Here is a 13,784-nt window from a genome sequence, read left to right as displayed (position 1 = left end):
TCAGAAATTATTTTCTAAAATTGAGATAACTCTTTCTTATTTAATATCTATTTTACCAACCTTGAGTTACTTCATAAACTTCGTCACCAATTCTACCATTTAAATAATCATCTATTGCAGAATCTATAATACTCATTGCTTTATCTACTTCTTCCTTAGTTATTACTAAAGGTGGTTGTACTCTTAAAGTGGATTGTCCTAAGAATATCATTATCAAACCAGTTTGTATACATCTGTAGCATATCTTAGCTGTAGCATCTGGATGTTTTTCAGTAGAACCTTTTCCTTTAACTATATCAACTCCTATAGATAAACCTAAGCCTCTTATTTCTCCAATTATATCGTATTTTTCTTTTAGTTTTTCAAATCCTGCTTTAATATAATCTCCCATTTCTATACTCTTTTGAAGTAAATTTTCTCTTTCAATTATTTCTATAGATTTTAAAGCAGCTACACATACTGTTGTATTTCCAGCTAAAGTAAATAGATGTGCTGGTGCATCAAGACTTTGCATTATTTCTGTTCTTCCAACAACTGCTCCTAAAGGTAATCCTCCACCAACAGATTTTCCAAGAACTATAAGGTCTGCTTCAACACCAAAATTTTCTATACCAAACCATTTACCTGTTCTTCCCATACCTTGCTGTATTTCATCACTTATAAGTAGTATTCCATTTTCTTTACATATTTTACTTAATCCTTTAATCCATTCTACTGGAGGCACTATTATTCCTGCATCTCCTGCAATTGGTTCTATAAATATTGCAGCTACTTCTTCTACTGGTAAGTAGTGTGCAAAAGCATATTCCATTTCATCTAAACATTCTTTGGCAGTTCTATTTTTATCTGGATAATGGAAGTGATAAACTTCTGGTAATAATGGACCCATTTTTCTTCTCATATTTGTACTTAATGCAGATATAGATATAGCTCCATAAGTACTTCCATGATATGATTCACACATAGATATTATTTTTGTTCTTCCAGTATATCCTCTTGCTAATTTTATAGCAGCATCTATACAAGCAGAGCCTGTTGCGCTGTATAATACTTTCTTATCATTATCTCCAGGGGCTATTTCCACAAGCTTTTCAGCTAACTTTACAGGAGGATCACTATGAAAATATGCAAGTGTATATTGTGTGATATCATCCATTTGTTCTTTAACTGCTTGTGAGATTTCCTTATTTCCATGACCTACATTTGCAGAGCCTGCACTTGCTAAAAAGTCTACATACTCATTACCTTCATAATCATATAACATCGCACCTTCACCTGATTTAAATGCTACTGGATAATAAGGTATTTTTTGAGTCTTAGCAACATATTTTTTTTCTTCTGTACTTATCATTTGACTAGTTATCTCGCTCATTGGCAAATCATTCCCCTCTTTAAGTAAATTTATATTTTTAGAATTATTGCAATTTATAAAGATATTTTTATATAAAATTCTTTATATACTAATGTTAGTATTTTTGACACAAATTGTCAATATATGTTTTTATAATTTTCAAAATATTTGTTATTCAGAGATAATATATTTTATTTTCAGCAAATCAACTCTATTTCTCCAAAAAATAAAGAACTCTATTCTATTATAATAGAGTTCTTTGCAAATTATCTTATAAATACTATTTTTCCATTTATTTCTAATTAAATCATCTTATCATCTTTTATTATCATTAATGATTTCTTTAAAATATTGTAATTGTTCTTGTTGTTTTTTATGTTTTATATCTGGGAAAGCCTTGATAATTCTTTTTTGTAAGATAATATTAGATTCTATACGGTCTAATTTACTGTTTATTTTGTTTAATTTTTCTCTGGCTTCTAACTCTTCACTATTTATTGTTTTAAATAAAGCTTGTATCTCTCTTCTATCAAACTTATCCAATTTCATGTTTATACCATTTAGGTCTGTAATTATTTCATCTAATAAATTGAGCTTCATGTCTAATTTTTTAAGTGATATGATAGTAACAATTAAATCCACAATTGTCCATAAAGTCGTAATTACCACTATTGAAATTAATATATTATATGGAATAGTACTCACAATATATTCTATATAGGGATGTATAAATTTTATTATTACAACAGACATTATTCCAAAATATATTGCATTTTTTAAACAGACTCTTCCCTTTACATTAAATTTTTGGTCAGAATAATCCCACCATTTAGCATGGAATAATGTTTCTAAAATAAATCCTGTAAAATATTCTAGTATTGTAGTCAAAATCATTCCTATCAAAAATAAAATAATTATATTGTCAAACCTGCCTAATATTGATATCACAAGTACTGCTCCAAAACCATAAACAGGACATATTGGGCCATTTAAAAAACCTCTATTTATTATCCTTTTGCTTGCTATAGAACATCCTGCACTTTCTACTACCCATCCTAGAAATGAATATATAAAAAAATACAAAATATATTTTATTATCTCCATAATTTATCTCTACTCCTTCAATAGTTGATATATTTTTGTGCATAATGTAAAAATAATTGTAGAAATAGTTTTTTCGTTTTTTACTTTTGTTATTCTTTTTTGTTGGATATTCTATTCATCTAATCCGATTAATAATCTAGCAGCTGTAATTCCATGTTCATCTTTTGGTCGATTATACTTATCAATCCAAATCTCAAATGTATCAGATTTCTTTAACAGAGGCAAATTTTTAGCATCAAATTCTTCATATCTAATTATATCTTTATTCTCTCCTTCAGTGATTACAAAGGATATTAGTTTTGTATTTTTACTTAGATAAACTTTTATATTACCATTCTTATCCATTAAATTATCTGGACTCTTTATATTATTATTACAAGCTGCCTTAATAGTTAATAAACCATTTTTAAAGCTTTCAAATGAGCCAATTATATCTCCCTCATTTTTATCTATATCTTTAATTATTTCCTTATTTTCTTCAACTAATATTCTTGAAACTTGTTTATCTGGCTTGAGTTTAAAAGTTAACAAGCTTTGGTAGTTTGTAACAATGACACCTAATCCTATTACTCCCAAAACTATGCTTGTACTTATTATGGCTTGGAATTTTTTAATGTTATTAGGAAATAATTTGGTCACCTTTGTATAAATAATATTACCAAGTATCCCACCTAATGAATTTAGAAGCACATCATCTATGTCACTGCTTCCAATAGCCAAAATATATTGTATTAATTCAAATCCTAAACTAATAAGAGAAATTATTATAATTATAGTTTTTTTATCTAATTTTTTTAATACTACAGGAAGAAAAATTCCCATTGGAATAAATATACCAATATTACCTATGATATTTGCAATAGCTCTTATAAGACTAATGTTACTATCTGTCATAAATTCCCATACTGTATAGAATGGAATTAAGTTGACAGACCTAAATCCACCCTTGAAAATGGCATAAATTGGTACATCTTTAAATAAAATTATCCTTATAGTTATTAGAACATATACAAAAAATATTATGTATATAATTGATAATAATAATTTTTCTGAAGTTCTACACATGTCTTTTTTCAATAATAACACCTTCTCTCTTCTAATATTTTAATAATGCCAACAAGTGTTTAAGATGCCTTTAAAATTTTCTTAAATTTTCCTTAAGTGTTAAATTAAAACATATTAAAAAGGTCTATACTTTAAAATATAGACCTTCATAAATTTCATTATAGATACATTTTATTAAATGACAAACAATTTAAGTGTAGAACAAACAATAACTAAAGTTAAAAGTAATCTAGCATATAAAAAATTTTTTTCTTTAAGCATAACTCCTGCAACTCCAAGTATAAAAAAGAGAGATGCAATAAATTTACCAAGAATATTATTACTTGGATAAGAACTAAAATACATGAAACAAAGTACAAATGTATATACACCTATTGCATTAAATACAATTGTGTTAGATGCTATCTTGCCTTTATTAAAAAAGAAACAGAATATTGATACTAAATCTAAAAACAAAAATACATAAAACATGACTTTTAAAACGCCCATACTTATACCCCCTAAAAAATTTGATTATAATATCTGCTTTATTTCATACAATTCTCAATATACCCAAGATAAACTTATAATCTTAATATAATAATAGTATAAGTTTATATTATTGGTTTATTACATCTTATATTTACATTACTGGTTTATTACTTCATATTCATACATATTATAATCACATTCATACATATTTAAAGACTCATATGTTGCTTTTGCATTTATGTTTTCTTTTTCTACATATAATCTCATGCCAACAATATTTTCATCTCTATCACACATATTTTTTATATGATTAAATAAATAATTAAAGATGTTCTTTCTTCTATACTCTTTCTCTACATATACACTCTGAATCCAAAGAAAGTTTCCATTTCTCCAATCACTCCACTCATATGTATACATAATCTGTGCAACAACCTTATCAAATACTGTATATACATAGTATTTTCCTTTTCTTTCATCTAATAACAACGCCCTTACACCTTTAGTTAAAACATCCATGTCAAGTTCTTTTCCTTCTGTTTCTTTAGCTAAATTATAATTAAATCTCGCTATTATATCCAAATCATCTAAACGGGCTTCTCTTATCTCTATCAGTTCTTCATTTTCATATAATTCTATATAGTCCTTTTGTTCCATACTTATTCCCCCATATCTATTTTACGTATTACATTAATCTCTTTGTAATAATACATTATAAAATTTTTTCTAGTTTCATAAATGCATAATCGAAGGTAGATTCTAAGTTACCATTATTTTTTCCCCCACCTTGAGCTAAAACCTGACTTCCTCCACCTTTACCATCTATAAGACTTATTGCATCCTTCAATAAACTTCCCATATTAACAGCCTTCAAATTTTTAGAACATGCAAAAATTAAGTTTATTTTTTCTTCAAATCTAACAGCTAATAATGCAATTTTATTTTCATCTTCTGTAATTTTATTTGCAATTTTATTTACATATTTTAAATCTTCTTCATCATAAATTTTTTTAACAACTGAAATATTTCCAATCTTATTTGCATTTTCAACCATTTCTTTAACTTGATACTTAGCTACTATTTCTTCAAGTTTTCTCTTTTTACTTAGAGAATCTTCCACTTTCTCATTTAAATTTACAATTCCATTTATAGCATCTTCTTCACTACAACTTAAATATCTACAGATTTTAGTTAAACATATATCCCTTTTTAATACTTCATCTACAGCTCTTTTACCAGCCAAAAACTCTATTCTTGTACTAGACTTATGCTTCTCCCATTTCTTTATTTTTATCATTCTAAGCTCACCTGTTGATGTTGGATGTACTCCACAACACGCATTTGTATCTAAGTCACCTATTTTTACTACCCTTATTTCTTCATTTGTGTTTGGTAAAGCACGTCTTAACCAAATTTTTTTTAATTCTCTTTTAGTTGGAAGTAATGTTTCTACTTGTATATTCTGATGAATAATTTCATTGGCAAGCAACTCTATCTCTCTAATTTTTTCTTCATCTAAATTACCCTCTATATCCACTGTGCTGTACTCATTACCTAAATGAAAACCCGTTGTATTTGCATTAAAAGTCTTAAAAAAACACCCTGAGAGTACATGTTGCCCAAAATGTTGATGCATACCATCTTCTCTTCTATCCCAATCAATACTACACTTTACCTTATGTATCTTTATTGGTTTTTTATCTAATATATGATATACTTTTTTATCTTCTTCATATACACTTATTACTTCATAATTATCTATTTTTCCTAAATCTCCAAATTGTCCTCCTCCACCAGGGAAAAACGCTGTTTTATCCAACAAAACATGAAACTTATTTTCTATTTCTCTTATCTCAATTATTTCTGCTGTAAAATCTCTTATATACTGATTTGTATAGTATAACTTTTCCATTATGATTTTATCTCCATTTCCTTTATTCTAAACTGCCTTATTGTTTAAATATACACATATTTTAGGTTAAGTTTAAAGTAATTACACCAGATAGAGCTTAACCTATTTTTTAATAGTAATCTTCTACTATATTTTAACATATAGATATTAATGTTAACAAATTTATAATTATATATTATTTTAAATATTCAATAATATAAAGTATATTAACATTGCTTTTTTAAAAACTTTAGTATAAAATCATATTAAATAAATTTTCTGAAATGATAGAATATTGCAATCTATAAAAAACATACTTAATAACATATAGCATTGTATTATAAATATATCGTTTTATTTTGTAGGGGGAGTGATTTAAAATGCCAATAAAACCAAGAAAAATATCTATTGTAGGTTCAGGTCATGTTGGTTCACACTGTGGATTTAGTTTGATAACTCAAGGAGTTTGTGATGAACTCTTTATGATTGATATTGATGAAGCTAAAGCAAAGGCTCAAGCTTTAGATTTAGCTGATGCGGTTTCCTATCTTCCACATAAAGTACATATAGAAAAAGGAACTTTTAATGATTGTAAGGATTCTGATATCGTAGTGATAAGTGTTGCAGATTCTTCAGAAGGTCCTTTACGCAGACAAAACACAACTAGGTTAGACTTACTAAAACCAACTATTGGGATGATAAAATCTATAGTAAAACCTATAATTGATTCTGGATTTGATGGTATATTTATCGTTATTTCTAATCCAGTTGATGTAGTTACAAATTATATCTGGGAAAAGTCTGGTTTCCCTAAAAACAGAGTTATTGGAACTGGAACAGCTTTAGACTCAACAAGACTTAGAAGACTCTTATCTGAAGAAACTGGAATCGCTCAACAATCAATACAGGCTTACTCAATGGGTGAACATGGAGATTCTCAAATAGTTCCTTGGTCTCATGTTTCAATTGGTGGCAAACCAATTTTAGATATGATGAAGGATAATCCAGATACTTATGGCAAATTAGACTTACCATCAATAGTTGAAAAAAACAAGAAAACAGGTATAGGCATAATAAATGGCAAAGATTGCACAGAGTTTGGAATAGGAACTGCTTTAGTAGAAATTGTAAAGGCTATACTACATAATGAGAAAAAGATTTTACCAGTCTCTACATTATTAGAAGGTCAATACAATGAAGAAAATGTATTTGCAGGTGTTCCTTGTATTATAGGAAAAAGTGGGATTGAGGGAATTGTTGAAATCAATTTAACTAATGATGAGCAAGAAGGATTTAGTAAATCTTGTTCTGTTTTAAGAGACCATATTGCACTTTCAAAGACTATTTAGTTTTAAATATATACGATTTATTCTTTAATTAACTTATTTAGATACTCTATAATTATTATAGAGTATTCTCATATGTATACATAAAACAAATTGTAAGGAGATGTTAAATTTGTCAATAAAACCAAGAAAAGTATCAATAATAGGAACTGGTCATGTCGGTTCACATTGTGGATTTAGTTTAATAACTCAAGGTGTTTGTGATGAACTACTGATGATTGATATAGATGAAAATAAAGCAAAGGCTCAAGCTTTAGATTTATCAGATGCAGTTTCTTATCTTAAACATGCTACAAAAATAAAAAGTGGAACACTTGATGATTGTAAAGATTCTGATATTGTAGTAATAAGTGCAGGTCCATTACCTGAAAAAAATCAGACTAGATTGGATACTCTTGAGTCTACAGTCAACATTGTAAAAACAATTGTAAAACCTATTGTTGATTCTGGATTTGATGGTATATTTATTGTAATTTCAAATCCAGTTGATATAATTTCTGATTATATTTGGAAAGTTTCTGGATTTTCTAAAAATAAAGTTTTGGGTACAGGCACTGCACTCGATTCTTCGAGACTTAGAAGGCTTTTATCTGAGGAAACAAATCTTCCTCAACAATCAATACAAGCTTATTCTATGGGTGAACATGGAGATTCTCAGATGGTTCCTTGGTCTCATGTTTCAATTGGTGGAAAACCATTATTTGATATTATGAAAGAAAATCCTAACACTTATGGAAAATTAAACTTAGATGAATTAACTGAAAAAACAGCTAGAGCTGGTTGGGATGTACTTTATGGCAAAGGTTCTACTGAATTTGGTATTGGTACTGCTTTAACAGAAATAGTAAAGACAATTTTTCATAATGAAAGAAAAATCCTTCCTGTTTCTACTTTATTAGATGGTCAGTATGGGCAAAAAGATGTGTTTGCTGGTGTTCCTGCCATAATTGGCATAAATGGAGTTGAGTCTATAGTAGAAATTAATTTAACTGATGATGAACAAAAAAAATTCAATAAATCATGTACTATTTTAAAAGAATACATTAAAATTGCTAAGGATATTTAGATTAATACCATATTAGAATACATATTTAAGTTAATAGCATATTTTAAGTGTATCTCAAATTTAATATTGAAAGCAGGTAAATTTCTTATGATAAAAAATTATCTTAATAAACCTTAAATTTAAATCATAAATACCTGCTTTTATCTTTCAATATTAAAATATTAATTTATCTTTTCCCATCAAATTTTATAACTTTACTTTTTTTCTTTGTATTTTGAGATAGGAGTCCATTTTTCAATCCCATCAATAATTCTAGGTCTTCTGGATAAAGACTTATTCCTATATCTCCTAAATTTGATACTATATTGTCTGTGTTCATTATTTTGTTTTCTATCAGTAATTCAACTGCTTTTTTTAAATATACTGGACTTACACCCTTCATTTTATCTAATGGTTCTTCTATTAACCATCCTCGTTTATCCATTTCGCTCATAAGATAATTATACTTTTTATAGCTTATCTCACCTAAATTGTATGCTCTAAAAATCATAACAGATATAGGTACAATCCATTTTTGCTTTAGTTCTACATAATAATCTAGGTCTTCTGGATAAACCAAGTCTTCTAAAAAAGTCTCTCTTGGAAGCAAAAATGCACAGGCATATTCATCTGCTAAGAATTGCTTATTTGGTATTCCCAATTGACTTGATATTATATATCCAAGCTCATAGGCTAAATCATAGTTTCTAATTGATGCTGATTTTTTATCATTCCCAAGAGATATTAGATATTTAGTTTCTTTACCTATTCTCTGTTTTTGAGTAAATACGGTTGCTCCTTTTCTATCTACATTCATTCCTGATATTATAATCCCATTAGCCTCTAATAAACTTACCATATTTACTATTGGATTGTTGTTTAAATTCCAAAGTTCTCTAGTCTTATTAGCAAGACTTTCTATATCATTTATATTAACATCCTTAATTAGTTTTCTATTTGGTAAGTTTTCTTTTGGAAATTTTATATAACTTTCCATAAACGAGTATATTTTATGAATGATTATTATTTTTTCTCTATAAGAAATTTCCTCCACTCTAGGAAGTTTAGATTGAGGATTAAAATGACTATCTTCCACAATAACATTTATACTTTCGTTTTTATAAAAATACTCTTTTGGGAAGTTTAACATATTTGATAATTTTAATGCATTTTCAATATTTGGAACATACTTATTTTCTTCAAAAGCTTGTAAATCTTTTTTATTTATTTTAGTTTCTTTAGATAACTGCTCTAGAGTTTTAGCTCTAAAAACTCTAGCTGATTTTAATCTTTTTCCATTAAAGTCTTTTAAATTCATTTATTTTCTCTCTTTCAAAAATTAAATTCTTTAGTCATACAAATATAAATTATAACATTACAATTAATAATTTATCATATTATTGGCAAAAAAACAAAAGATGAAAACATAAATTTATATTTCCATCTCTAATCTGAATATATGATATAACTAGTTTTAATTATTTAAAAAGCTCTAAATATTCTCCATATCCTAATTCTTCCATGTCTTTTTTAGGTATAAACTTAAGAGAAGCAGAATTTATACAATACCTTAAACCTCCAAGTTCCTTTGGCCCATCATCAAAAACATGACCTAGATGAGAATTTCCTTTAGCACTTCTTACTTCAACCCTATACATGCCTTGTGAAAAATCACTTCTTTCAATTATAGACTTATCTATAACTGGCTTTGCAAAGCTAGGCCATCCACATCCTGCATCAAATTTATCCTTTGAAGAAAATAAAACCTCTCCACTTACTATATCCACATAGATACCTTCTTCATTATTATCATAATATTCATTTTCAAAAGGTACTTCTGTCATGTCATTTTGAGTAACTTCAAATTGAATAGGAGTTAAAGTCTTTTTTAACGCTTCCCTATCTACATTATTTCCATCCCAATAACTTTTTACAAAATTATATCTTCCTGAACCTTTATAATACATATTATAATTTAATGGTCTTTTTTTATAATAATCTTGATGATTTTCTTCTGCTTCGTAAAATTTAGTTGCTGGAATTATTTCAGTAACTATTTTACTATCAAATATTTTACTATTTTCTAAGCTTTCTTTTGACTTCAAAGCTGTATTTTTTTGCTCTTCATCATGATAAAATATAGCAGTTTTATATTGAGTTCCTCTATCACCAAATTGTCCACCATCATCCGTAGGATTAATTTGTTTCCAAAATATATTTAAAAGTTCATCATAACTTATTATATTATCATCATAAGTTATTTGAATAGCTTCAACATGGCCAGTTGTTCCTGAACATACTTCTTGATATGTAGGATTTTCAACATGACCAGATGTATATCCAGAAACTACTTTTATAACCCCATCATATTTATCAAAAGGTTTTACCATACACCAAAAACACCCACCTGCAAAAGTAGCAAGTTTTATCATTTTCATCACTCCTTAAAAAAATTATATTTTATTTATTCCCTAAGAAGTAACTTAATAATCTTGTATTTTATTATTTTTTACTTTATTTAGAAAATACTATATGATATTAAAGTATTTAAAATTGCAAAATCTTTTATCAAAATTATAAACTATAAAAATTTTTTACTTATAAATATAATGAAAAACTATACCTAATTTTTATAAAAACCTTTTTTATTTATCCATTCAAATGCATCTTTTATATCACAGTTTTCACCTAGAGATATTAAATATTCTAGTGAATCACAATCATCCATAGCTACCTCTCTCTCCATTTTAGGATTTAACCTATAGTAATTATCTCCAAGAAGTTTTTGAGAAAATAGTTGACTCATTTGAGAGTTCCCTTCTAGTGTAACAGATATAATTGGTAAGTCTGGCTCCTTATTGATTATCCAGTCAATAGCTCCCCATTCAGTTGTATCTGTCTTTATACTATTATATACATATCCAGTCCCTATAGAAAAAAGTCTGGTATTTTTATAATTTAGCTTAAGTCCACTGTCAATTGAATAAACTATACATGCTAAACTTGGGTCAGTTGCTATTATACCACCATCAACATGACAATTATAGGTTGGAAAGAATACTGGTGCAGCACTACTTGCCATTGCTACATCCACAACTTTACTAGTTTTATTAAGAGAATTTGGCATATTATTATAAAATACAGGCTTCCATGAATGTTCTTCATTACCTATATAAAAGCTTGGTACCATGACTAATTTACTTAAATCTTTCAATTCTAAGTCTTCTGGAAATATACTTAGTAAAATTTCCTTTAAATTTTTATTTTCATACTTTGGTCTGAGCATTTCTGCATAACTTTTGTTGAAAATATACTTTGAATTTTCAATTGAATAGAGAGTCTTTATCTCTTTAGGGCTTACACCATATGCAAGCCCTAATGCAATCAAACTGCCTGTAGATGTTCCTCCAAACATATTTATGTTATTTAACAAACTTGGATACTCCTCTACTATTCTCTCAAGTATGGATATACTTAATGCTCCCTTTAATCCACCACCATCGAATGTTAATATATTAAAATTCGAATTTTTCATATATACATACCCCCATATAAAATGCCTTATATATTTTAAATTTTAGTTAAAATAATTACACTATAATATATATATATTATGCAAATTCTATATTACAAAGTTCCTCTTTCTATAATTAAATTCAGTATCCTGCACTATTAAAACTATACTTTTTATTTGTTTGTACTATACACATATTTTAAGTATTATAAGTTTAAAAGTATGATTTATTATAAATAATTGATTAAAATAATATATACTTTAGTAATAGACCATAAAAAACATAAATAAGGGTTGACCTTATACAAAGCCACCCCTTATTTATGTTAATTATAATTAATCTTAATAATACTTTGATTATAAAATTTATACCTTATCAGCTAAGCGTATTTTCTTTATCCTAATATTTTTTTCATATCTTCTTCTGGAGTAGATATAGGAGTTAAAGCAAATTTCTCAACCAATATATTCAATACATTTTCAGACAAGAACGCTGGTAAAGAAGGTCCTATATATATATTTTTTATACCTAAGTAAAGCAATGTAAGAAGTACACAAACAGCTTTTTGTTCATACCATGATAGAACTATGCTAAGAGGTAATTCATTTACATCACATTCAAAAGCATTTGCCAATGAAGTAGCCACTTGAATTGCACTGTAAGTATCATTACATTGTCCCATATCCATTAAACGTGGTAAACCACCTATTTCTCCAAGATTTAAATCATTAAATCTATATTTTCCACATGCAAGAGTCAATATAACAGTGTCTTCAGGAGCTTGTTTTACAAATTCAGTATAATAATTTCTTCCAGGTTTTGCACCATCACAACCACCAACTAATAAAAAGTGTCTTATGGAACCATTTTTTACAGCTTCTACTACTGTATCTTGTACAGATGAAACTGTTCCTCTTGCAAAACCAGTAGTTAGCATATCACCTCCATTTATTCCAGTCATATGCATATCTTCTTTGTATCCTCCAAGTTCAAGTGCTTTTTCTATTACACTAGAAAAATCTTTATCTTCTCCAATATGAACCATACCAGGATAAGCAACCACTTCTGTAGTAAATACTCTATCTCTATAACTATCCTTAACAGGCATTAAACAGTTTGTCGTAAATAGTATTGGAGCAGGTATATTGTCAAATTCTTTTTGTTGATTTTGCCATGCTGTACCAAAATTTCCTTTTAAGTGCTTATATTCTTTTAATTTTGGATATGCATGTGCTGGTAATAATTCTCCATGAGTGTACATGTTTATTCCCTTATCTTTTGTTTGCTCTAGCAATTTGTGTAAATCATAAAGGTCATGCCCTGTAACTACAATAAATGGACCTTTTTCAATTTTCATAGGTACTTGAGTTGGCTCTGGTGTTCCATAAGTTTCGGTATTTGCTCTATCAAGTAATTCCATACATTTTAAGTTTATTTCCCCAGTTTTCATTACAAATCCTAAAAGTTCATCACTAGATAAGTCTTCTCCAACTGCTATTAACCCTTCGTAGAAAAAGTCATTCACTTCTTTATCTGTATATCCAAGTACCATTGCATGATAAGCATAAGCAGCCATCCCTCTTAATCCAAATAAAATTAATGATTTTAATGAACGTATATCTTCATTATCATTCCATAAATTCTTCATATCATAGTTGTCATTTCTACTACAAGTTGTTGAGCAATCTGAACATCTAGGTACAAGTTCACTTTTTGCTAGTTCAGTTTTTTCAATTTGCCTTTTTATAGCTTCATCATCAAAACTTACATTTGTTACAGTAGTAAACAATCCTTCTATCATAACTTTATCTGTTTCTCTTGTTGGTCTATTTTTATTTCCAACAGTTGCTCTTGAAAGTCCAATTAATACTCCTGTAAGTTCATCTTGTAAATTAGCTGTTCCCCCTTTTTTACCACAAGCTCCATTTATAGTACATCCTTTACCACCAACTGTCTGTTCACATTGAAAACAAAACATATTCTCCATCTTTTATTC

General features: G+C 27.8%; 12 protein-coding genes. 2 read left to right on the top strand and 10 right to left on the bottom strand.

Going from position 1 to position 13,784, the window contains the following annotated elements:
• Positions 1–52 precede the first annotated feature (52 nt).
• The 6 genes from IC173_RS05690 to IC173_RS05665 form a co-directional block, all read right to left on the bottom strand.
• Positions 53–1,372, bottom strand: coding sequence for an aminotransferase class III-fold pyridoxal phosphate-dependent enzyme (locus IC173_RS05690; protein WP_227850981.1), 1,320 nt, complete (start codon positions 1,370–1,372; stop codon positions 53–55).
• 294 nt (positions 1,373–1,666) lie between these two features.
• Positions 1,667–2,455, bottom strand: a complete 789-nt coding sequence (locus IC173_RS05685; protein WP_227850980.1) for a putative ABC transporter permease — start codon at positions 2,453–2,455, stop codon at positions 1,667–1,669.
• 111 nt (positions 2,456–2,566) lie between these two features.
• A complete protein-coding gene (locus tag IC173_RS05680) occupies positions 2,567–3,532 on the bottom strand; it encodes a VanZ family protein (RefSeq protein WP_227855278.1) in 966 nt (321 codons plus the stop codon).
• A gap of 162 nt (positions 3,533–3,694) precedes the next feature.
• Positions 3,695–4,009, bottom strand: coding sequence for a hypothetical protein (locus IC173_RS05675; RefSeq protein WP_227482533.1), 315 nt, complete (start codon positions 4,007–4,009; stop codon positions 3,695–3,697).
• Positions 4,010–4,147: 138 nt separating this feature from the next.
• Positions 4,148–4,648, bottom strand: a complete 501-nt coding sequence (locus IC173_RS05670) for a GNAT family N-acetyltransferase (protein WP_227482532.1) — start codon at positions 4,646–4,648, stop codon at positions 4,148–4,150.
• 55 nt (positions 4,649–4,703) lie between these two features.
• Positions 4,704–5,903, bottom strand: a complete 1,200-nt coding sequence (locus tag IC173_RS05665; protein WP_227434817.1) for a DHHA1 domain-containing protein — start codon at positions 5,901–5,903, stop codon at positions 4,704–4,706.
• 359 nt (positions 5,904–6,262) lie between these two features.
• Here IC173_RS05665 and IC173_RS05660 point away from each other — a divergent pair, with 359 nt between their 5' ends.
• Positions 6,263–7,231 (top strand): L-lactate dehydrogenase, encoded by a 969-nt coding sequence (locus IC173_RS05660; protein ID WP_227434818.1) that lies wholly within the window; start codon positions 6,263–6,265, stop codon positions 7,229–7,231.
• Between the two features lie 109 nt (positions 7,232–7,340).
• On the top strand, positions 7,341–8,294 hold the full coding sequence (locus tag IC173_RS05655; protein WP_227434819.1) for an L-lactate dehydrogenase: 954 nt from the start codon (positions 7,341–7,343) through the stop codon (positions 8,292–8,294).
• Positions 8,295–8,460: 166 nt separating this feature from the next.
• On the opposite strand, the gene IC173_RS05650 is transcribed toward IC173_RS05655, so the two are convergent.
• From IC173_RS05650 to hcp, 4 genes are all read right to left on the bottom strand, one after another.
• On the bottom strand, positions 8,461–9,591 hold the full coding sequence (locus tag IC173_RS05650) for an XRE family transcriptional regulator (RefSeq protein ID WP_227855277.1): 1,131 nt from the start codon (positions 9,589–9,591) through the stop codon (positions 8,461–8,463).
• 160 nt (positions 9,592–9,751) lie between these two features.
• The gene (gene msrA / locus IC173_RS05645) at positions 9,752–10,705 is read right to left on the bottom strand and encodes a peptide-methionine (S)-S-oxide reductase MsrA (RefSeq protein WP_227482529.1); all 954 of its coding nucleotides are present in this window, start codon (positions 10,703–10,705) and stop codon (positions 9,752–9,754) included.
• A 191-nt stretch (positions 10,706–10,896) separates the two neighbouring features.
• On the bottom strand, positions 10,897–11,808 hold the full coding sequence (locus IC173_RS05640) for a patatin-like phospholipase family protein (RefSeq protein WP_227434822.1): 912 nt from the start codon (positions 11,806–11,808) through the stop codon (positions 10,897–10,899).
• A gap of 374 nt (positions 11,809–12,182) precedes the next feature.
• Positions 12,183–13,775 carry a hydroxylamine reductase gene (gene hcp, locus IC173_RS05635; RefSeq protein WP_227855276.1) on the bottom strand — a complete coding sequence of 531 codons (1,593 nt, stop codon included), beginning with the start codon at positions 13,773–13,775 and terminating at the stop codon, positions 12,183–12,185.
• Between the last annotated feature and the right edge of the window lie 9 nt (positions 13,776–13,784).

It is taken from the genome of Clostridioides sp. ES-S-0048-02 (assembly GCF_020658495.1).
GTDB lineage: Bacteria > Bacillota > Clostridia > Peptostreptococcales > Peptostreptococcaceae > Clostridioides.
Note: the sequence above shows the minus strand (reverse complement) of the source record. Positions and strands in the feature narration are given on the sequence as shown.

Excerpts from the sequence above, each read along its gene's own strand:
- IC173_RS05690 (WP_227850981.1), bottom strand. The coding sequence starts at position 1,372 with ATGAGCGAGATAACTAGTCAAATGATAAGTACAGAAGAAAAAAAATAT.
- IC173_RS05685 (WP_227850980.1), bottom strand. The coding sequence starts at position 2,455 with ATGGAGATAATAAAATATATTTTGTATTTTTTTATATATTCATTTCTA.
- IC173_RS05675 (WP_227482533.1), bottom strand. The coding sequence starts at position 4,009 with ATGGGCGTTTTAAAAGTCATGTTTTATGTATTTTTGTTTTTAGATTTA.
- IC173_RS05670 (WP_227482532.1), bottom strand. The coding sequence starts at position 4,648 with ATGGAACAAAAGGACTATATAGAATTATATGAAAATGAAGAACTGATA.
- IC173_RS05665 (WP_227434817.1), bottom strand. The coding sequence starts at position 5,903 with ATGGAAAAGTTATACTATACAAATCAGTATATAAGAGATTTTACAGCA.
- IC173_RS05660 (WP_227434818.1), top strand. The coding sequence starts at position 6,263 with ATGCCAATAAAACCAAGAAAAATATCTATTGTAGGTTCAGGTCATGTT.
- IC173_RS05650 (WP_227855277.1), bottom strand. The coding sequence starts at position 9,591 with ATGAATTTAAAAGACTTTAATGGAAAAAGATTAAAATCAGCTAGAGTT.
- msrA (WP_227482529.1), bottom strand. The coding sequence starts at position 10,705 with ATGATAAAACTTGCTACTTTTGCAGGTGGGTGTTTTTGGTGTATGGTA.
- IC173_RS05640 (WP_227434822.1), bottom strand. The coding sequence starts at position 11,808 with ATGAAAAATTCGAATTTTAATATATTAACATTCGATGGTGGTGGATTA.
- hcp (WP_227855276.1), bottom strand. The coding sequence starts at position 13,775 with ATGGAGAATATGTTTTGTTTTCAATGTGAACAGACAGTTGGTGGTAAA.